Here is a 19,994-nt window from a genome sequence, read left to right on the forward strand (position 1 = left end):
TTTAGTGACGGAAGTGGCGAGCCCCCGTGAACACCATCGCGATGCCGTGCTCGTTGCACGCCTCGATGCTCTCGTCATCGCGCTTGGAACCGCCCGGCTGGATGATGCAGGTCACGCCGTGAGCGGCAAGCACGTCCACGTTGTCGCGGAACGGGAAGAACGCGTCGGACGCGCAGGCGAATCCACCCTTCTCCCAGCCCATGCGATCGCACGCGTCCTCGGCGCGCTCGCAGGCGAGCAGTGCGGAGTCGACGCGGTTGGGCTGGCCAGGGCCCATGCCGATGCCGGCATTGTTCTTGGACACCAGAATGGCGTTGGACTTGACGCCCTTGCAGACGCGCCAAGCGAACATGAGCTCAGCCATCTCCTCGTCGGTCGGCTTGCGCTCGGTCGGGCAGGTGAAGGTCGCCGGATCCTCGGCGACGGTGTCGACGTTCTGCACGAGCACACCGCCGTCAACCGAACGCAGCTCGAAGGCCGCATGGCCCTCGGCGCCGCCCGTGGCGAGCACGCGGAGGTTGGGGCGCTTGGCCATGCGCTCGAGCGCCTCGTCCGTGTAGCTCGGGGCGATGATGACCTCGACGAACTGCTTGTTCTCGTCGGCGAAATGCTCGACGAGCTCATAGGGCACCTCGCGGTTGCAGGCGATGATGCCGCCGAAGGCGCTCTTGGGATCGCACGCGAAGGCGCGGTCGTACGCGGCGGTGATGTCCTCGGCGACGGCGGATCCGCAAGGGTTCTGGTGCTTCAGGATCACGCAGGCGGGACCGTCGAACTCGCGCACGAGGTTCCACGCGGCGTCGGCATCCAGATAGTTGTTGTAGGACAGCGGCTTGCCCTGGATCTGCTCGGCGCCGACCAGCGGGTTGGCCGAGGAGCCCTCGGCGGCGAACCCGTCGGCAAAGCGGTAGATGGCGGCGGACTGCTGGGGGTTCTCGCCATAGCGCAGGTCCTCGACCTTCTCCAGGTGCAGGTCGAGCGCTGCGGGAGCCGCGGCGTCGGCCTCGGGAGCCTGCTGGGCGCCGAGCCATTTCGCGATCGCGGTGTCGTAGGCCGCGGTGGTCTGGTACACCTTGAGCTGCAGGCGGCGACGCGTCTCGAGCGTCGTGGCGCCGTCATGCTCGGCCATCTCGGCGAGCACGCATCCGTAATCGTTCGGGTCGGAGACGACCGTCACCGAATCGGCGTTCTTGGCGGCGGAGCGGAGCATGGAGGGACCGCCGATGTCGATGTGCTCGATGGCGTCGGCAAACGTGACGTCGGGCTTCGCGACGGTCTTCTCGAACTCGTACAGGTTGACGACGACCATATCGATCATGCCGATGCCGTGCTCAGCGGCCTCGGCCATGTGCTGCGGGTCGTCGCGGCGGGCGAGCAGGCCGCCGTGCACCTTGGGGTGCAGCGTCTTCACGCGGCCGTCCATCATCTCGGGGAACCCGGTGTACTCCTCGATGGGCACGACCTTGACGCCGCCCTCTTCCAGGGCGCGCGCCGTGCCGCCCGTGGAGATGATTTCGACCCCGTAGACGGTCTGAAGCTCCCGCGCGAACTCGACGACCCACTTCTTGTCGGTCACCGAGATCAGCGCACGCCTAATCTTGACGTCTGTTGCCATGCGGCCCCTCCTTCTCGTTGGCGCCCGCAGCGGTCATAGCCTTCAGCGGACGCATGTGCACCTTTTAATGTAGCGCATGCGCACGACGGGGATGCGGGGTTCACGAAGAATTTGCCGAGGGGCCGGGCGACCGTGGCGAACGGATAGCGGTAAAGCTATGGCGCCATGAAGGCACCATATTTCGGCGGCGGCGCGGTGGTACAAACAAAGACGACGGCATACGACGCGTGACGGGAGGTGCGCATGGTATCTAGGGTCCTCTACCGGCCCTTCGAGGAGACGGATTTCGACAGCATCGCTTCCGTGCTGCAGCCGATCTGGCACCGGCGGTCGGATAACGACGCCTATAACTTCCTCGAGGCCTGCGAAGACCTCGCGCATGCGCTCTCGGTCTCGTCGTTCTCCCAGGTCGTCGTTATCGACGGCGCACCCTGTGGCATCGTTTTGGCCCGTGCGGCACGCGACGCGAGCGATCCCGGTGGCCGCTGGAAGCGCGCCGAGCGCGACCTTCTCGAGCAAATGGGCACCATCGATCCTCGGGCAGCCCAGCGTCGTGAGGCCTTCAGTGAGCTGGAAGGCCGAGCCGACGACAGGCTTCTGGAGCTTGCCGCACTCGACGACGCGGCCGGCGAGGTCACACTGCTCGCCGTCGACGCCGAGGTGCAGCAGGGCGGAATCGGAACGGTCCTGCTCGACGCCGCGCTCGCCCACCTCTCGGAACGTGGGTCTTCCTGCGCCTACCTCTTCACCGATACGACCTGCACCTGGTCGTTCTACGAGCGCCGCGGATTCACGCGACTGGCGCGCTACCGGCCGGCGAGGGAGGAACGCCGCATCCTGCCGCGCGAGATGTACCTCTACGCGCGCGACCTATCCGCCTAAGGGATGCGCGCCCGGGCCCAGCGATAGCCACGAGCCTGCCGAGGCCCGCCGCGCCCGCTAGAACGTTCCGCCGCCTCCGCCGCCGACGCCACCGCCCCCGCCAACCGAGAAGCCGCCGCCGAAGCCCGCTCCCGAGCTGTCGAGACTCGAGGCGAGGGCGCTGATGGTCTCCGACTGAACGCCCTGCAGCTCGTCCGCGGCGCTGCGATGGCCGATGCGCGGATAGCACCACCAGTAGATCGGATAGTAGTAGCCGCCGTAGGCGTCCTCGCGCATATCGCGCGGCACGGCGTCGGCGAGCTGGCGAAGCACCTCGTCGGACACGCCGAGCGCGACCGCCATCACGAGCAGCTTGTTCCACAGCACGAGGTCGGCGGGCACGGCCTCGCCCAGGCGCGTGAAGTCCTCGAGCCAGCGCTTGAGCGCGACGCACTTCTCGCGCAGCTCGACGCCCTCGCGCGAATACACCTTGAACGTCGCCGCCAGCACGATGGTGGCGACCACGCAGACGATCGAGATGCAAAACGCGGCGACGTTGGCGAAGTCGGTCGCGATGAAGAAGACGAACGAGGCGATGCCCAGCACGACCGCCAGCACGACACCGGCAGCCGTGAACGCAGTACCCCGCGATGTCACGAGCGAGCGCATCTCGAGCGCCGCGGACACGCAGGCCTTGAAATCGTCGACACGGTCCTTGAAGCCCTGGGCGTCGAAGTCGGCGTGCTCCTTGATCTGGTCGAACCTGACGGTATCGACCGCATCGGCGCCCTCGCCGAAATACAGCGCGAGCACCGCGCGATCGATCGGGTCGGCGGCGCGCGTGCGGTCGACCAGCGACATCTGGTACTCTTCGCGCTTCTTGGTGCCAAACAGCCCCGCTTCCTCCACCGTCACGGCGGAAAGCGCGACGACGCGGTCGTCGGTGAGCTTCATGAGGGTGGCGACGAACGCCCGGTCGGGCACCGAGCCGTCCTCCATGAAGGCGGCGATGACCGCCGGATGGTCAGCGGAGGGGACGTCGCGGAAATACGTTTCCTGGAACACCGGCTTGGGGCTGCGTCCGCGCGTGAAGCGGTACCAGGCGACGATGGCGAGCAGCACGCCCGGCACGCCGACCTGCACCACGCTGCCGGCGCCGACGATCACACGCGCCCGCTCGCGGCGAGCGTTCGCCTCATCGGCCCACGCCTGCTCCTCGCCGAGGATCGTGTCGAGCCGGTTCTCGTCGACGCTACTCAGGCCCGCGACCCACGACGTCGGGAACGCGACGCAGACCTCGGCGAACTCGCCCTCCTGAACGCGCGGAACCTCGCAGGTCACCGCAGGCGTCGCCTTGTCGATGTCGACACGGCCGTCCAGCGGCCCGTGCGCCCAGGCGCGCAGGGCGTCGCTGCCGGCAGTGCCGGCGGCGAACTCGACCGTCAGGCTCACATCATTCGAATCGTCCTCCCAGTCGGGACCCACGAACTGCCAGTACAGCTCCGCGGTATCCGCCCACGCCATGACGGCGCCGACGAGCTCATAGGACACCGTCACCGTCGCGGTATCGCCGTCTTCGTGCGGCGTGAACACCTTGAGCTCAAGCCCGTCGCTCGAGGTTTCGGCCGTGTACACGCCCGCATCTCCCGTCACAGCGCTCGACACCGGCTCGTATCGAGCAGTCTGCCCGTCTTCGGACACCTCGACGTCGAGCACCGTGACCGACGACGATGCGCCCTGCTCGTTTTGGGCGGCGGGAATCGTCCAGTACACGCCGTTGACGTCGTCGTCAAACTCGAACGTGCGCGCCTCCTCGACCATCAAGGAGCCGTCGGGGCGCACCGTGGCCTCGATGTCGACCTGCGGCATCTCGACCGCACGGGCAACGGCGGGAGACAGGGCGCACAGCGCGAAAACAAGTGCGGCGAGCAGGCAAGGAACACGCGAACCGAGCGCGGAGATCTGCTTGTCCATCGACGGAGCCCTTCTTTAGGGAAACATGGTGTCCCGCCCATTGTACCCGCCGGCGTCGCCTGACGGCGCATCCCTGTCCGTCCGAATGGGTATACTGGGCAACGACGTGTACCCATGTCGCCTGCCGAGCAGGCGGCGGCGCGAGTGAAGGAGATACGCTATGGCAATCGATCAGAAGGTCGCCGAGGTTCTGGAGGATCAGATCAACAAGGAGCTCTACTCCGCCTACCTCTATCTCACCTTTGCGGACTACTACGAGGACCGCGGCCTCAAGGGCTTCGCCAACTGGTACGAGATCCAGGCCAAAGAGGAGACCGACCACGCCATGGCGCTGCGCCGCTACCTGCTCGACAACGACTACAAGCCCACGATGAAGGCCATCGATCAGCCCGACAAGACCTTCGACAACGACCTCGCCCCGCTCGAGGCCGGCCTTGCGCACGAGGAGTACGTGACGAGCCTCATCCACCACTGCTACGAGGTCGCCCATGAGGCCCACGACATCCGCGCCATGCAGATGCTCGACTGGTTCGTCAAGGAGCAGGGCGAAGAGGAGACCAACGCCCGCGACATGATCACCAACATGAAGCTGTTCGGCGGCGACCCCAAGGGCCTGTACGACCTGGACCGCGAGTACCAGACCCGCGTCTACACCCCGCAGACCGCACTGCCCATGTAGGCAAGTAGGCCTGTAGGCGCGCAGATCGCACACATCGCCCGGCTGTCCTCGGAGGCAGTCGGGCTTTTTGTTTGGCTGCGAGGCATATTCCGGCTTTCTCGGGCGCGGTCCGCGTGGCGTATACTGGTCGCCATGGATACCTTGCACGACTCCCCCGCCCCCGTCTCGCCCGCTCACATGACCGTGGGCCGCTTCGCCCCTTCCCCCTCGGGCCGCATGCATCTGGGCAACGTGTTCTCCTCCCTTGTCGCCTGGCTGTCCGCCCGCGCACAGGGAGGGCGCATCGTCATGCGCATCGAGGACCTGGACCCGCGCACGCAAAGCGGGCCCTGGACCGACCTGCTCCTCGACGATCTGCGCTGGCTCGGGCTGTACTGGGACGAGGGCCCCTTCTTCCAGCACGAGCGCTTCGAGCGCTATCGCCTCGCGCTGGATGCCCTGCGCGAAAGGGGGCTGGTGTACCCCTGCTTTTGCACACGCGCCGAGCTGCACGCCGCAAGCGCGCCGCACGCAAGCGACGGAACGCCCATCTACGCGGGAACGTGCCGAGGCCTGTCGGAAGCCGAAATCGAGCATCGGTCGCAAACGAGGCCGCCCGCGATGCGCCTGCGCGTCCCCGACGCCGACGACCCGCGCGGCGTCTTTGCCTTCGACGACGCCGGCTTCGGCCCGCAGCGCGACGTGCTCGCCGAGAGCTGCGGGGACTTCCTCGTTCGCCGCAGCGACGGCGTCTTTGCCTACCAGCTCGCCGTCGTGGTCGACGACGCGGAGATGGGCGTCACCGAGGTCGTTCGCGGCCGCGATCTGCTCGGCTCGAGCGCGCGCCAGATGTACCTGCAAGACCTGCTGGGATACGAGCATCCCGCCTACGCCCATGTGCCGTTGCTGGTGGCACCCGAAGGCAGGCGCCTGTCCAAGCGCGACCGCGACCTGGACATGGAGGGGCTGCGGGAGCGCTTCAAAACGCCCGACGCCCTGCTGGGCTGGCTCGCCCATACCGCCGGAATCGCCCCCGACGCGCGCCCGCGCAGCGCCGAGGACCTCGTCGACCTCTTCTCCTGGGACGCGATCAGAAGCCATCGCGAGGATATCGTTATCGATGAAAAAGCCCTTGTACAAGCGTGAGCAAGTGCGCTATGATATTGCGGCTGTTACGGAGAGCTGACCGAGAGGCCGAAGGTGCTCGCCTGCTAAGCGAGTATTCCCCACAAGGGAATCTGGGGTTCGAATCCCCAGCTCTCCGCCAGTTCACAGATTGAAGCCCGACGCCCCTGCGGCGCCGGGCTTTTTGCTGTCGAGCGCGCCGGGGATTCGAACCCTTCTGGGCCCCATGCTGTGCAAAGCGCACAAGCATCTTTGCCAGAGTGTGCCACAAGGAGGCCACAGGCCTTCGCGGTAAAATTGATCCCACGTACCCACATGGCATGTACCCACATGGCAAACACGGCCATTCGCTCTCCACGCAAGCTAAGCTTTAAACAAAGCGCCCTCCCGGCTGTCATCAAACCCGAAGGGCGCGCTCATATGACGTCAAGCCCTTCTACATGGCAAACAGCGCAAGAAACCCCTGGACAAAAAAGAGAAAGCCAACAAGTGCAATCACGACCAGACAGGCAACTCTAACTATTGTCTGCGTGTCTCGAGGGGCCGCAATCTCAAGAAACGCAACAACAAGGCACTCAAAACCTGCTGCCAACTGCAACACCGCATGTAACCAAGACCGTGGTGCAACGAATTGCGAAATGGCAAAACACAACAATCCGAGAAGCATCAGGGTGCTTGCAATAGTCCGAGCACGAGGCCCCTCCTTCTTAGGCATGGCTAATAGGTCCCCACTTCATCAAAGTCGTATTCTGCCTTTACAAGCTTGCCGTTCTCATACCAACGTTTCATAACCATAATGACATATATGCCATGATTTGGGTCATCGGGAATCACATAGTTAACGGCCGCAAGAGCAGCGTTAACGCCATTGACAAGCAAAGAAGAACCCGAAACCACGCCGACTGCTGCAAGAATCACACTGATAATAGGCCCGGCGACCGCAATACCTCCAGTCGCATTTTTAATCGATTGCCATGAAAAGTTGAACCTTTCATAGGTCCTAGCTGGTTCATTAAGCCTCGTGAGGGCTGGAAGATCTTCAGTTTCCAAGCTATAGGACACAGCCTCGCCTGTCTCGAGTATGGTCAACGTGCTCGTCGTCTTATCCAGCTCAAACGAAAGCATCTCGCCGCTATCGGGGTAAACAAGAAGGACCGTTCTTTTTTCTTGCGCATCAATAATCGTAATAATCGCAATTTCACCATTGCTATCTATAATACTTAGAGTTTTTTTGGAATTCTCAGATGCTTGCAGCACCGTACAGCCTTGCGACGAAGCATCGACATCGTCGGCTTCCGCATAAGCATTGATTGGAATGACAAACGAACAGGAAGCGACGCCGATAAGGGACAAAATGGATCGCCGCGATAAGGGGATATTCCTCGGAAAGTCGCTCATGATATAACCAATCTCTATTGACTCACTAAGCATCTGATACGCGTCATTTATTAACGCTTGGAAGCCTAAGACGCATTGCATCACGTTGGGACAAAGTCGACCGCCAGCCCCAACACCAGTCAAACGCCTTTGGTGCGCCCTTCTAGAGAATACAAGATACGATATTTAATCAACTCAGAACACCACCGATAGATTATTATTTGTTGTAGCAATGCAATTGTACGTTTCACTTAAAAGTGACAATAAAATATACTATGTACATACTTGTTATTGTTTTTTTGTTTCTATTATATTATTATAAGATGATTCTATCAAGATAAAGCGCTAATCATATCGAGCAGAATAACATGAACGGTATGTTTTATTGTGGCAAACGGCAATTGGAAACGCTGCAGCTAGATCGAAGGCTGAGCTTCGAATCAAAACCATCCCTTAAAATGGTAGCTTGCTCTTAGGGTGTAGCCCTCGGAGTGCTGACACGCGTCTAAAGACGCCGGCCCCACGGTGTTCAGGCCGCATTGCGAATTGACCCATGGCTAACCGGTCAAACCGGCATCAGCCCTTCCGCTTGGGACCCCTCGAGAACGGGTCCTTGTACCCCTTGACGCTCAGCCTGTCGAGCGCTTTGTCCGCCGCCTCCCGCTCCCGCATGCATTTCGCAGCCGTCGCCTCGTTGAGGCCGACGATGGAGACGTAGCAGCCGGACAACCAGAACCTCCTGTTGCCGAACTTGTACTTCATGCCGGCATACCGGTCGAACACCATCAGCGAACTCTCGCCCTTCAGACAGCCTATCACGCTCGCCACGCTGTACTTCGGCGGTATCGCCAGCAGTATGTGCATGCGATTCGACATCTGGCGCCCCTCGATTATCTCAATCCCCTTGTACCGGCACAGCTTCCTGAAGATCACCCAGGTCCGACCCGCTTTGGCTGTACTTTCCTTCTATACTCCGGCGTGAACACGATGTGGTACCGGCACATCCACTTCGCGTAGGACAGGCTGTGTGCCTTCTGGGCCATGAGCCTCACTGCCCTTCTGTTTTGGATTCCTTGTGGCCTGAATAATCGCGAGATTCTGACGGAAGGGTAAGCTTGTAAGGCGGGTGGAATGTGATGCACCGCGCTTCGCGCCGCACAGGCTAAAGCCTAGCTTGAAGCCCGGCACCTGACGGCGTCGGGCTTTTTTCTTCTCGAATTCGGCTGCGGCGCGCAGCTACAGCAGCATGGATCTGCCCACGATGCCGAACTCGTCTTTCCTCCGCATGCGGTACAGCGCAAACGCGCAGCGGCCCGCCAGGTACAAAAAGCCGCTGTCCGCCAGCATGACCGCCGCATCCGCCACCCGGTTGCACACCTCGTCGGTCGGCGGCATCGGAATGCCCGCCGCCTCCAAAACCGATCGCGCCTCCTCAAAGTCCATGGGATCGGTGCGCCCCATGCTCCGCATGAGCTCGGCGGTCTCCTCGCGGGCAGCACGGGATATCTGCTCGCCAGGTGAAACCAAGGTATAGCACGCCAGCGCCGTCGTGTGTTCCTTGAGCCGCCAGTAAGCGAAGGCCAGGCGGTAGAACAGGTACGAAATGGCATCCTGCTCGAACGCGATGCGCAATCCGTGCTTTGCCACCTCGACGACCTCGTCGAACATCTCCAGACGGGCGAGCACGTTGATGAGGGTAAAGTGAGCGGGCATGGATGTCGCGGCGAGGTCGAGCAGATGACGGGCCTCGGGCAGTGCACGATCGTAGGCTCCCATCCGCGCATACAGATTGCAGAGTTCGTATTGCGAGAAGAACAGGGCGTCGGGCGCCCGGTGGATGCGCACGGTCGGGTCGTCGATAAAGAGCGGAAGGATGATCCTGCCGATATGGTTCTCGCAGTATTGCGTCCGCATGGGCGAGGCCGCCATGAGCTCCGCGGCCGCGCACGAGGCCTGAGCCTCCTCGATGAGCTCGTTTAAGCCCTCGACCGCACGCTGCGGGTCCTCGTACAACATCGACCGCAGTTCGTGGAACCGCCTCAGGCCGTCCTCGCTCGCGCCGTCTTCGACCTCGAGCTCGCGCACGTCGTCGGCGAGCAACTTGCTGCGCAGGGCGGCGGGAAGCGCACGATCGTCATCCCGTGGCGGTAGGGTGAGCGCGGGCGGGGAGACGCGTTCGAAGCCTCCCGGTACCTCAAAACGGCGCGTCGTCGCAACCGCGCCGCATCCGGCGAGCGGAATGCCCACGAGCTCCGCAGCGAGCGGCACGACGGACGTCAGGAACTCGACCCGCTCGAAACAACGCGACACGTGCTCTGCCGACAGCTCATCCGCTTCCTCGACGATGCACGAGCGGACATTCAGGCCGGAGGCGAACGCTGCCGCCGCCACAACGAGCGACATGCGGCAACCGTATTCGCGCGCCATGCGCACGCGCTCCTCATCGGCTACGACCCGCCATGCTCCCGCGCGCTCGTCATACACCTCGCTCGGCATCGACTGGGCGGCCGGGCGCACGATCCGAACCGAGATCAGACCGTCAAGCGCGCAGTAGTCAAATCGATATTCCAAGCGCGCTATCAGGTTCTGTTCCTCGCATATGCCGGCAAATGACGAACGGATATCCCATTCGCCTCCGCGTTCGCACGCAACCGTCCCCGGACAGCGAAGATCCGACGCTTCATCACCGCGCGCGCCGATCTTTCCGACGCGGTCGGTCACGCGTTCGAGCGCGGCCCGATCGATTTCGGCACACCCCTCCTCCGAAGGCGAGACGCGCACCGGCGACAGGCCGCATCCGATCGCGTCAAGCACGCTCAGAATCCTGTTGAGCACCGCCTCGACGCTCAGCAGAAACGCTTCGCTCTCCGGACTTATGCCCTCGTGGTTGAAATTGATGTAGAACCCGTTCATCCGCTTGATGTACACGAGCGTCGCGTCGCATGACACCGTCAGCTGGCGCAGACACTGAAGGTCGATGCGCGAGAGCAGCCGGCAGGCGTACCGCTCGATGCCTGCAAGGCGTTCTTTGATGCGAACGCGGTACATGAGCGATTCGATAGCATCGGGAAGCGCCATGTCGGTGAAGCTGTCGAACAGCAAGACGGGCTCACGCAGATCGGTCCATGCGGAGGCGCTCGATGCAGGCGGCTCGCACGCCACCGTCGCGGCGCCGAACAGGCGGTAGCGCAAAAACAGCGTCGCCATGAACTCCCGGTACGGGAGGCTGTGCTCGGTATTCCACGTCGCCTCGTCGCGCACCTCGCGCATCGTTCCGCCAGGCGATCCGGTATAGCCGGTTATGCGAACAAGCTTGCCGCGCGCGTCCCGCGCGTACACGTCACCCAGCCGGCTATCTCGGTCGCGCACGAGCATGAGCTCGATGTCATCCAGCCCGAGCTCGACTGAGCAGGGCGCATCAACGCGATAGACGCGTGCGTTGTTGGTGATGACGCCGAGCACGGACGCCTGCGAGCGATCGAGGAACTCGACGATGTAGCACAGGCCGCCCGGGGGAACCGGCGTGATATCCCACACGATGCCGAAGCTCGAGCCCACCGGCTGGCCGGGAACAGCAGGCAGGCGGCGACGCCTCGTCAGAAATGAAAGCTTGATTGTCGTGCCCGCTGCCATGTCGACGCCTTCTTCGCGCTCGGTGGATGATACCGCTGTCCTCAACTATCCCCATTGTGCTCGGATATGAAGCGCTCGAAGAAACCTTTTCGGCGACAGGCACGCGACGCGCACGGTTCCAGCGAGTTCGAATCCCCGCGGGGTCGCCTAACAAAAAAGGTGCTCCGGGGAGCACCTTCTAAGTTCAACTGGTGCGGCGTACAGGATTCGCGTCCGCCTGCGGCGTCCGCCGCTTCGGGCGCTTCCGCGCCCTCGCACGCTCGCTGGCAAACGCTCGCGCGTTTGCTCAGCCTCGCGACCCCAATGGGTTCGAATCCCGGCGGGGTCGCCTAACAAAAAAGGTGCTCCGGGGAGCACCTTCTAAGTTCAACTGGTGCGGCGTACAGGATTCGAACCTGTGACGTTCTGATTCGTAGTCAGACCCTCTATCCAGCTGAGGTAACGCCGCATCGCGAGGAATATAATGCCACCATCCCCATAGCACGTCAAGCAGAAATCAAAACTTTTTGGAAAGAAAATCGGATAGCTATTCTGAACTGCGAGAACGTTCTCTTTTGACAGCATTTTCCACCCTGTGGCGCACCTCGGCACCCATGTGCTCCTCCCCTCGCGCAGCACCCGAACCGCTCGAAAAACGGTTCTCGAGCGCCGTTTCACGCTGTTGCTACCGACGCATCTCCCCTTCCCGAACCTCGTAATCCAGCTGAAGCGACGCCATGAGCTCGCGGATACGATGTGCGGCATCGATCCCCGCATACAGCAGCTGCAGGACCGCCGGAAGTCTCTGTGCCCCCGTCAGGTTGAAATGGGCGCACAACGCATCCGTCGTTTCGCGCGACGCCGTGGTCTCGATGCGATGGGGATCATCCTCGAAACACCAGGCGCTCCATGGGCCTGAGCTGACCTGGACGAGATGAAGACGCCCGTCCTCCGCAATAAAGCACTCGATGCGCACCACCTCCTCATCCTGCCTGTCATCGAACAGAAGCGCCCGTGCCGTCTGCTCCCGTACCATTGCACCCTCCCTTACGCTGTCCGCTTTGTCCTTATAGGCAGTATACCCTAAATACGAACGTATGTTCGTGAGAATTTCGACAACGCTCGCTCGCGAAACGATGCGTGCGTGCTAGGCTTGAGTCGATCGCGAAAGGAGCACCCATGGAATATCCGGTTTTCGATCTGCACTGCGATACGGCCGACCGCCTGGCATGGCCGCGCATCGATGCCGAAATCAGGCGCATCGCCGGCAACGAACTCTATGATCCCGACGGATGCGACCCGACGCCCTACACCGAGCTCGCCTCCAACGGCTGCCATATCTCACTCGATGCGATGGGCGCCATCCCGTGGGGCCAGTGCTTCGCCTGCTTTGTATATGACGAGTTCACGCCCGAGCTGTCCCAGCGTTTCTTCGACGAGGTCATGGATCACCTCGAGCACGAGGTTGCCGCCAACGAGGACCGCATCTCCTTTGCCGTCCACGCGTCGCAGATCCGTCCCGCTCTTGAGCACGGCAAGCACGTTGCCGTCCGGACGGTGGAAAACGCGCGCTTCTTCGCACTCGGTCACGACGCCGTCGCTCAGACGGCCGAGCGCGGCGTCCTCATGGCGTCGCTGAGCTGGAACGCACGAGGACCGCTCGCCAGTGGATGTGATGCCCCCGAGTCTGGCATCACGCCCGCGGGCGCCGATGCGATCCGTGCGATGGAGGACGAGCGCATGATCCTCGATGTCTCGCATCTCAACGACGTGTGCTTCGCCGACGTCGTCCGCCTGGCAACGCGCCCGTTCGTGGCGAGCCACTCCAACAGCCGCGCCGTCTGCGGGCATCCGCGCAACCTCACCGATGCGCAGTTCGTCGAGATCCGTGATCGCGGTGGCCTGGTCGGCCTCAACTACTGCCCCGACTTCCTGCGCGACGACGCCCAGGCGGTACCGCCCACCGAGGACGACCTGTGCCGCCACATCGAGCACTGGCTCGATATGGACGGTGAGGACGTCGTAGCGCTCGGAAGCGATTTCGACGGCACCGACCTGCCCGCGTGCATCTCGTCGGCCGCCAAGATGCCGCAGCTGCAGGATGTGTTCGTGCGCCGCTTCGGCGCCGACATCACCCGCAAGCTGTGCTACGACAACGCCGTGACGTTCTTCGAGCGCTGGGGACGTTAGCTGCTCCGACAAGCCCCCGCCGAGCACCCTTCCCTTCATCCAGACACACAGAAAGCGGCGGCCGGTACGAAACCGGCCGCCGCTTCTCATACAGCAGATGTCGCGTTTTCCTATGCGCGCGGCTCGATGCGCTCGCGTCCGCCCATGTAGGGACGCAGCACCTCGGGGATGGTGATGGAGCCGTCAGGGTTCTGGTAGTTCTCCATGATGGCGGCCATGGTGCGACCGGTGGGCAGGCCGGAGCCGTTCAGCGTGTGCACGAAGCGCGTGCCCTTGAAATGCTCGGGGTCGCGGTACTTGATGTTTGCGCGACGCGCCTGGAAGTCACCGCAGTTGGAGCACGAGGAAATCTCCTTGTAGCTGTTGTAGCTCGGCAGCCACACCTCGATATCGTAGGTCTGGCGCGCCGAGAAGCCTAGGTCGCCCGTGCACAGGCTGATCACGCGGTAGGGCAGCTCGAGCAGCTGCAGGATGTGCTCGGCCTCGGCGACCATGGACTCGAGCTCGTCGTCGGAGGTCTCCGGCGTGGCGAACTTCACCATCTCGACCTTGGTGAACTGGTGCTGGCGGATGATGCCGCGCGTATCGCGGCCGGCAGAGCCCGCCTCCTCGCGGAAACACGGCGTGCCCGCGGTGTACCACAGCGGCAGGTCGGCGGCGTCGAGCACCTCGCCGGCGTGCAGGTTGGTGAGCACGACCTCGGCGGTGGGGATCAGGAACTGATCGTCGCCCACGTGATAGGCGTCGTCCTCGAACTTGGGCAGCTGGCCCGTGCCGTACATGATCTCGCGGTTCACGACCACCGGCGGAATGAACTCGCGGAAGCCCGCGGCAAGATGCGTGTTGAGGAAGAAGCTCTCGAGCGCGCGGTCGAGCGTCGCGCCGTCACCCGACAGCACGGTGAAGCGGCCGCCGGACAGCTTGGCGCCGCGCTCGAAATCGAGGATGCCCAGGTCGGTGCCCAGGTCCCAGTGCGGCTTGGCCTCGAAGCCCTCGGCAGCGAAATCGCGCGGGGTGCCCCAGCGACGGCGCTCGGGGTTCTCGGTCTCGTCCACGCCCACCGGCGTGGCCTCGTAGGGCAGGTTGGGCAGATGCGCCATGAAGTCGGTGAGCTGAGCCTCGAGGTCCGAACGACGGGATGCAAGACCGTCGATCTTTTCGTTGACCTCGCGCACGGCCTCCTTGGCGGCCTCGGCCTCGTCGCGCTTGCCCTCGCGCATGAGGACGCCGATCTTCTTGGACTCGGCGTTGCGCGTGGCCTGCAGCTCCTCGACCTCGGTGATCACAGCGCGGCGCTCGTCGTCGAGCGCGAAGAACTTCTCGCGATCCCACGAGGTCTGACGATTTGCCATGGCGGTATCGATCGCGTCGGGATTCTCGCGAACGTACTTAATGTCAAGCATGGTACCTCCGGTTGCTGCGCCCCCGTCCGCATGCGCTTGATGTGCAATTGGGACGAGCGGCATGACTGTGCTTTCGCCAGTATATACTTGTGAGAGTTTTTCCTAGACCGAGAAGGCGAGAAGGCATCACATGGACGCGTTTTTTTCCTTTTTGTTTGGCACCCGTGAGGGCGTTGCCGTGCTCTTCATAGCGGGCGTCGCCATCTTTGCGATCGTCGCGTTCGTGCTCGAGAAGCGCACGCACAAGATCTATGTCGACCGCGGACCGAGCGAGGACGGCGACGACGACTTCTGGGGCTAGGGACGGCAGCCGGAGGGCCGGCATCGCGCGCACGCATCCGAAGGGCGGCACCGCTGGGCGGGGCCGCCCTTCGTCGTCAGAGGAGATCGTGAAAGAGGGCGCTGCTGCTGGTGAGCCACGACCGCGCGTTCCTGCGAGCCTGCACCTCGGGCGTCTGGGACGTCCGCGACGGACGGGTCGCGTGCCATGCGTGACGCGCGCGGGCACCGATCCGCCCGGACTCCCGTCACCTTGCGCACGCATGGGTTGCAACGACCCCGGTCCATGAGTTGAAACGACCCCGTCCCCAAATGACCCAAATGAACCGAAACGACTCCGTCCCCAAATTCACCAGAAACGAACCCGTCCCCAACCGACCCATCAGATCCCGGGGTAGAGCGGATGGGCCGCGAGGAGCTCGGCCACCCGGGCGCGCACCGCGTCGAGCGCCGCGGCGTCGCCCGCATGGAACACGACGCGCGCGATCAGGCCGCCGATCTCGCGGAACTCGTCCGCGGTGAAGCCGCGCGTCGTGGCCGCCGCCGACCCCACGCGGATCCCGCTCGTGACGAAGGGCGACCGCGGCTCGCCGGGGATCGCGTTCTTGTTCACCGTGATGCCCACGTCCTCGAGCAGGCGCTCGGCGTCCTTTCCCGTCACATCCGCGGGCGTGAGGTCCACCAGGCACAGATGGTTGTCCGTCCCGCCGGAGACCAGGCGGAGCCCGCCCTCGGCAAGCCCCTCCCCCAGCGCCGCGGCGTTCTCCACCACATGCTCTATATATGTTGCGAACCCGGGCGTCAGCGCCTCGCCGAACGCGGCCGCCTTGCCGGCGATCACGTGCATGAGCGGGCCGCCCTGGGTCCCGGGGAACACCGCCTTGTCGATGGCCCGCGCCAGGCCCTCGTCGTCCGTCAAGATGAAGCCCCCGCGCGGGCCGCGGAGGGTCTTATGGCTCGTCGAGGTCACGACATCCGCCACGCCCACCGGCGAGGGGTGCGCGCCCGTCGCCACGAGGCCGGCGATATGGGCCATGTCGACCATGAGGCGGGCGCCCACCGCATGGGCGATATCTGCCAGGCGCTCGAAGTCGATGGTGCGCGGGTAGGCCGAGGCGCCGCCCACGATGAGCGCCGGGCGCTCGGCGCGCGCCAGGCGCTCGAGCGCGTCGTAGTCGATGGTCTCGGTCTCGAGGTCCAACCCGTAGGGGACGAAACGGTACAGCCTGCCCGAGAAGTTGACCGGGCTGCCGTGCGTCAGGTGCCCGCCCTGGTCGAGGCTCATGCCGAGCACCGTGTCGCCCGACTCGATGAGCGCCGCGTAGGCGGCGAGGTTGGCGTTCGCGCCCGAATGGGGCTGGACGTTGGCAAAGGCGCAGCCGTACAGCTCGCAGGCGCGGCTCCGGGCGAGGTCCTCGACCGCGTCGACCCGCTCGCATCCGCCGTAATACCGCCGGCCGGGATAGCCCTCGGCGTACTTGTTGGTGAGCACGCTGCCGACCGCCTCCATGACGGACGGGCTCGTGAAGTTCTCCGAGGCGATGAGCTCGATGGAGTCGCGCTGGCGCGCGAGCTCCGCATCGATCATGCCCGAGAGCACGGGGTCGGTTTCCTGGAGCCGTTCGAACGCCATGGAGCCTCCTTCATCCGGGGTGCGCGGCGGGCGCGCGGTCCTCCCAGCCTACGCCGGAACGCGGCGGGATACCAGAGGCATTCGACAGCCGGCGCGGAAACCCGCGGCGCCTCAGCGGGCGGCGGACTCCCCGACGACGCGCGCGATGTGCATGGCGAGGTAACCGACCTCGAGCTCGCTCACCGGCTCGCCGAAGCGCTGCTCCATCTCGGCGCACACGGCCGCCGCGGCGCGGTAGCTCTCGGGCGCGCTCGCCCGGATGGTGCCGTTCACGTCGATGCTCAACCGCTCGCCGCGCAGGATGCGCGTCGCCATGTACTTCACATGGGTCATGAGGCGGTTGTAATCGTAGGAGGCGACATCGATCGAGCTGCCGGTGATGCGCTCGACCGCGTCGATGCACGCGCGCGTGAGCTGCGCCACCTCCATGGCCTGGCTCACATGGACCGCATCGAGGGAGGAGTGGACGTGCAGCGCCACGAGCCCCATCTCGTCATCGCCCAGATGCACGCCGAGCGCGCGCTCGAGCGCCTCGACGCCGCGGCGGGCCACCTCGAACTCCCGGGGGAACAGCGCGCGGATGTCCTCGGTGAGCGGGTTCGCCAGCGCACCGCCCTCGCGGGCCCGCGCGACCGCGAAGGCGAGGTGGTCGGCGAGCGGCAGCAGCATCTTGGGGTCGACGGCGCCGAACGCGGCGCGCACGTCCTCGCAGATCCCCTCGGCCGCGTCGAGCACCGCCGGGTCGATCCGCTCGACGAGCTCGCGCGTCGTCCCCCGGCCCTCGGCGGGCTGGGAGAGCAGGTAGAACTGCACCTCGCCCGGTTCCCCCAAGGCCTCGGCGCGCTCGCCCGGACGCCGACCGAACCCCACGCCGCGCCCCACCGCCAGGTACTCGCGCCCGTCCTCCGTGTTGAAAGCGAGCAGCGCGTTGTGGTTGAGCGGCTTGGTGACTCGGTACATGGGCGCACCCCTTCTGCGGTCCTCAGGGTCTGGGCGGACGGTAAGGCGCCCGCCGGACGGTCGCTCATGCGCATCCGGCGGGCGCGGGCACACGGTCGGCGCGCGGGCCTACGACTCGAACACGTCGACGGCGAGCAGGTCGTCTCCCGGCTCCACGCGGCCGAACGCCAGCTGGCGCACCGCGCGGTCGGAGCCCATGTCGGTGACGAGCACCGGCGTGGAGATGCTGGGCGCATGGCCGCGGATGAAGTCCAGGTCGAACGTCAACAGTGTATCACCGCACTTGACCTCGTCGCCCTGCCCGACGTGAGCGGTGAAGCCCTCGCCGCCGAGCTTGACGGTGTCGATGCCCACGTGGCAGAGCACCCCCGTGCCGTCCGGCAGCTCGAGGCCCACGGCGTGCTTGGTCTCGAACACGAAGGCGACCTTGGCATCGCAGGGGGCCACGAGCTCGCCGACCGCCGGGACCACGCAGGCGCCGTCGCCCATCATCTTCTCGGCGAAGACCTGGTCGGGGCAGGCGGTGATGGAGAGGGCCTCGCCCGCGAGCGGGCTCTTCAGCACGATGGTACGCACCGGCTCGCGCTTCTCGGCGGGCGCGTCGGCACCGGCCGCGGGGGCGTCGGCCTCGGGAGCCGCCGGGGTCTCGGCGGGCAGGGCGGTGAGATACGCCTCGAGGTTCGTCTTGATGACGTTCACCTGCGGGCCGTACACCACCTGCACGCCCTCGCCGCGACGGATCACGCCCGCGGCGCCGCTGGCCTTGAGCAGGCCCTCGTCGACCTTGCCGCCGTCATGCACGGTCACGCGCAGGCGGGTGGCGCAGCAGTCCACGTCGCGGATGTTGGCCGCGCCGCCCAGACCCGCGGCGATCTGGGCCGAGCGCTCGTCGTCGGCGGAGCCGGCGGGCGCGCCGTCGGCGGAGGCGCCCTCCTTGCGGGCGTTGTAATCGGCCTTGGTGTAGAGCTTCGTCTCGGCGTCGCCCTCCTCGCGGCCGGGCGTCTTGAAGTCGAACCTCTTGATCAGGAAGGTGAAAAGCAGGTAGTAGACGGCGAAGAACGCGAGGCCCAGCGGGATGATGAGCAGCCAGCTCGTCTTGTCGTTGCCCTGCAGGATACCGAACATGAACAGGTCGAGGAAGCCGCCGGAGAAGGTCAGGCCCACGGTGATGTTCAGGATGGAGCACAGCATGTAGGCGAGGCCCGCGAACACCGCGGAAATGCCGAACAACACGGGGGCCACGAAGAGGAAGGAGAACTCGAGCGGCTCGGTGATGCCGGTCAGGATCGAGGTGAGCGCCGCGGAGAGCAGCAGGCCGCCCACGGCCTTCTTGCGCTCGGGGCGGGCGCAGCGATACATGGCGAGCGCGGCGCCCGGGAAGGCAAAGATGTACAGGACGAACTCACCGGTGAAGCACCAGGTGCCAGCGGTCGAGAAATGGGTGACGGTCGGGTCGGCGAGCTGGGCGAAGAAGATGTTCTGGGCGCCGTAGACCATCTGGCCGGCGACCTCCATGGAGCCTCCCACCGCGGTCTGCCAGAACGGCAGGTAGAACACGTGATGCAGGCCGAAGGGGATGAGCAGGCGCTTGATCATGCCGAACAGGAACACGCCCACGGGGCCGGCGCTGGCCACCGCGTAGCCGAGCGCGTTGATGCCGTCTTGGACGGGCTGCCATACGAAGAACATGGCGATGCCCACGAAGGTGAAGACCACGGTGGAGATGATGGGCACGAACCGCGACCCGCCGAAGAACGACAGGGCCTGCGGGAGCTGGATCTTGTAGAAGCGGTTGTGCAGCGCCGAGGTCCCGAGGCCGACGATGATGCCGCCGAAGGCGCCCATCTGCAGCGAGGTGATGCCGAGCACGCTCGCCGTGGCGCCGTCGATGAACTGGTCCACGCCGCCGGTCACGTCGATCATGGCGGAGATGGCCGAATGCATGACGAGGAACGCCACCGCGGCCGAGAGCGCCGCGACCTCCTTCTCGGCGCGGGCCATGCCGATGGCCACGCCCACGGCGAAGATGAGCGGCAGGTTGTCGAAGATCACGCCGCCGCACGCGGACAGGACGGTGAAGACGTCCCATGCGACGGTGCCCGGGCCCATGACCCCGAGCAGGTTGTAGGTCGCGAGCGTCGTCTCGTTCGTGAACGAGCTGCCCAGGCCCATGAGCAGGCCCGCTACGGGCAGAACCGCGATGGGGAGCATGAAGCTGCGCCCCACGCGCTGAAGGATGCCGAAGATCTTGTCCTTCATGTACGCCTCCTAGCGTCCATGCGCCCTGATGACGGGCGCGGATGATTC

Annotated in this window: 15 protein-coding genes, 2 tRNA genes and 1 pseudogene; 6 read left to right on the plus strand and 12 right to left on the minus strand. The window is 64.7% G+C overall.

Going from position 1 to position 19,994, the window contains the following annotated elements; genetic code table 11:
- Position 1 precedes the first annotated feature (1 nt).
- Complete coding sequence (purH, locus tag QUW00_RS07280) at positions 2-1,615, minus strand: bifunctional phosphoribosylaminoimidazolecarboxamide formyltransferase/IMP cyclohydrolase (protein WP_289613722.1); 1,614 nt, start codon at positions 1,613-1,615, stop codon at positions 2-4.
- Between the two features lie 243 nt (positions 1,616-1,858).
- Between purH and QUW00_RS07285 the strand changes: the two genes are divergently transcribed.
- On the plus strand, positions 1,859-2,497 hold the full coding sequence (locus QUW00_RS07285) for a GNAT family N-acetyltransferase (protein ID WP_289613723.1): 639 nt from the start codon (positions 1,859-1,861) through the stop codon (positions 2,495-2,497).
- 57 nt (positions 2,498-2,554) lie between these two features.
- Here the strand turns inward: QUW00_RS07285 and QUW00_RS07290 are convergent, their stop codons facing one another.
- Positions 2,555-4,450, minus strand: coding sequence for a DUF2207 domain-containing protein (locus tag QUW00_RS07290; RefSeq protein ID WP_289613724.1), 1,896 nt, complete (start codon positions 4,448-4,450; stop codon positions 2,555-2,557).
- A gap of 160 nt (positions 4,451-4,610) precedes the next feature.
- Here QUW00_RS07290 and QUW00_RS07295 point away from each other — a divergent pair, with 160 nt between their 5' ends.
- The 3 genes from QUW00_RS07295 (at position 4,611) to QUW00_RS07305 (ending at position 6,375) form a co-directional block, all read left to right on the plus strand.
- On the plus strand, positions 4,611-5,129 hold the full coding sequence (locus QUW00_RS07295; protein ID WP_289613725.1) for a ferritin: 519 nt from the start codon (positions 4,611-4,613) through the stop codon (positions 5,127-5,129).
- 132 nt (positions 5,130-5,261) lie between these two features.
- Positions 5,262-6,254: a tRNA glutamyl-Q(34) synthetase GluQRS gene (gene gluQRS, locus QUW00_RS07300; protein WP_289613726.1), complete on the plus strand. Its 993-nt coding sequence runs from the start codon at positions 5,262-5,264 to the stop codon at positions 6,252-6,254.
- Positions 6,255-6,284: 30 nt separating this feature from the next.
- Positions 6,285-6,375, plus strand: a tRNA-Ser gene (locus QUW00_RS07305).
- Positions 6,376-6,669: 294 nt separating this feature from the next.
- Here the strand turns inward: QUW00_RS07305 and QUW00_RS07310 are convergent.
- The 6 genes and pseudogenes from QUW00_RS07310 to QUW00_RS07335 all read right to left on the minus strand — a co-directional run bounded on the left by QUW00_RS07310 (position 6,670) and on the right by QUW00_RS07335 (position 12,258).
- Positions 6,670-6,948, minus strand: a complete 279-nt coding sequence (locus QUW00_RS07310) for a hypothetical protein (protein ID WP_289613727.1) — start codon at positions 6,946-6,948, stop codon at positions 6,670-6,672.
- Between the two features lie 2 nt (positions 6,949-6,950).
- Entirely contained in the window at positions 6,951-7,631 is a 681-nt protein-coding gene (locus QUW00_RS07315) for a hypothetical protein (protein ID WP_289613728.1), read from the minus strand.
- 555 nt (positions 7,632-8,186) lie between these two features.
- Positions 8,187-8,653, minus strand: a pseudogene (gene tnpA, locus QUW00_RS07320) (IS200/IS605 family transposase).
- A 193-nt stretch (positions 8,654-8,846) separates the two neighbouring features.
- On the minus strand, positions 8,847-11,243 hold the full coding sequence (locus QUW00_RS07325; RefSeq protein ID WP_289613729.1) for a tetratricopeptide repeat protein: 2,397 nt from the start codon (positions 11,241-11,243) through the stop codon (positions 8,847-8,849).
- Positions 11,244-11,614: 371 nt separating this feature from the next.
- Positions 11,615-11,691, minus strand: a tRNA-Arg gene (locus QUW00_RS07330).
- 216 nt (positions 11,692-11,907) lie between these two features.
- Positions 11,908-12,258, minus strand: a complete 351-nt coding sequence (locus QUW00_RS07335) for a hypothetical protein (protein ID WP_289613730.1) — start codon at positions 12,256-12,258, stop codon at positions 11,908-11,910.
- A gap of 143 nt (positions 12,259-12,401) precedes the next feature.
- Between QUW00_RS07335 and QUW00_RS07340 the strand changes: the two genes are divergently transcribed.
- Positions 12,402-13,412, plus strand: coding sequence for a dipeptidase (locus QUW00_RS07340; protein WP_289613731.1), 1,011 nt, complete (start codon positions 12,402-12,404; stop codon positions 13,410-13,412).
- 110 nt (positions 13,413-13,522) lie between these two features.
- Here the strand turns inward: QUW00_RS07340 and serS are convergent, their stop codons facing one another.
- Positions 13,523-14,815, minus strand: coding sequence for a serine--tRNA ligase (gene serS / locus QUW00_RS07345; protein ID WP_289613732.1), 1,293 nt, complete (start codon positions 14,813-14,815; stop codon positions 13,523-13,525).
- A 130-nt stretch (positions 14,816-14,945) separates the two neighbouring features.
- On the opposite strand from serS, the gene QUW00_RS07350 reads away from it, so the two are divergent.
- Entirely contained in the window at positions 14,946-15,116 is a 171-nt protein-coding gene (locus tag QUW00_RS07350) for a DUF6724 family protein (protein WP_289613733.1), read from the plus strand.
- A gap of 360 nt (positions 15,117-15,476) precedes the next feature.
- Here QUW00_RS07350 and glyA read toward each other — a convergent pair whose 3' ends face one another.
- The 3 genes from glyA to QUW00_RS07365 form a co-directional block, all read right to left on the minus strand.
- On the minus strand, positions 15,477-16,727 hold the full coding sequence (glyA, locus tag QUW00_RS07355) for a serine hydroxymethyltransferase (RefSeq protein WP_289613734.1): 1,251 nt from the start codon (positions 16,725-16,727) through the stop codon (positions 15,477-15,479).
- A gap of 111 nt (positions 16,728-16,838) precedes the next feature.
- Positions 16,839-17,687 (minus strand): PRD domain-containing protein, encoded by an 849-nt coding sequence (locus QUW00_RS07360; protein ID WP_289613735.1) that lies wholly within the window; start codon positions 17,685-17,687, stop codon positions 16,839-16,841.
- Between the two features lie 108 nt (positions 17,688-17,795).
- The gene (locus QUW00_RS07365) at positions 17,796-19,946 is read right to left on the minus strand and encodes a PTS transporter subunit IIABC (protein WP_289613736.1); all 2,151 of its coding nucleotides are present in this window, start codon (positions 19,944-19,946) and stop codon (positions 17,796-17,798) included.
- Between the last annotated feature and the right edge of the window lie 48 nt (positions 19,947-19,994).

This window comes from Collinsella tanakaei, assembly GCF_030373545.1.
GTDB lineage: Bacteria > Actinomycetota > Coriobacteriia > Coriobacteriales > Coriobacteriaceae > Collinsella > Collinsella tanakaei_C.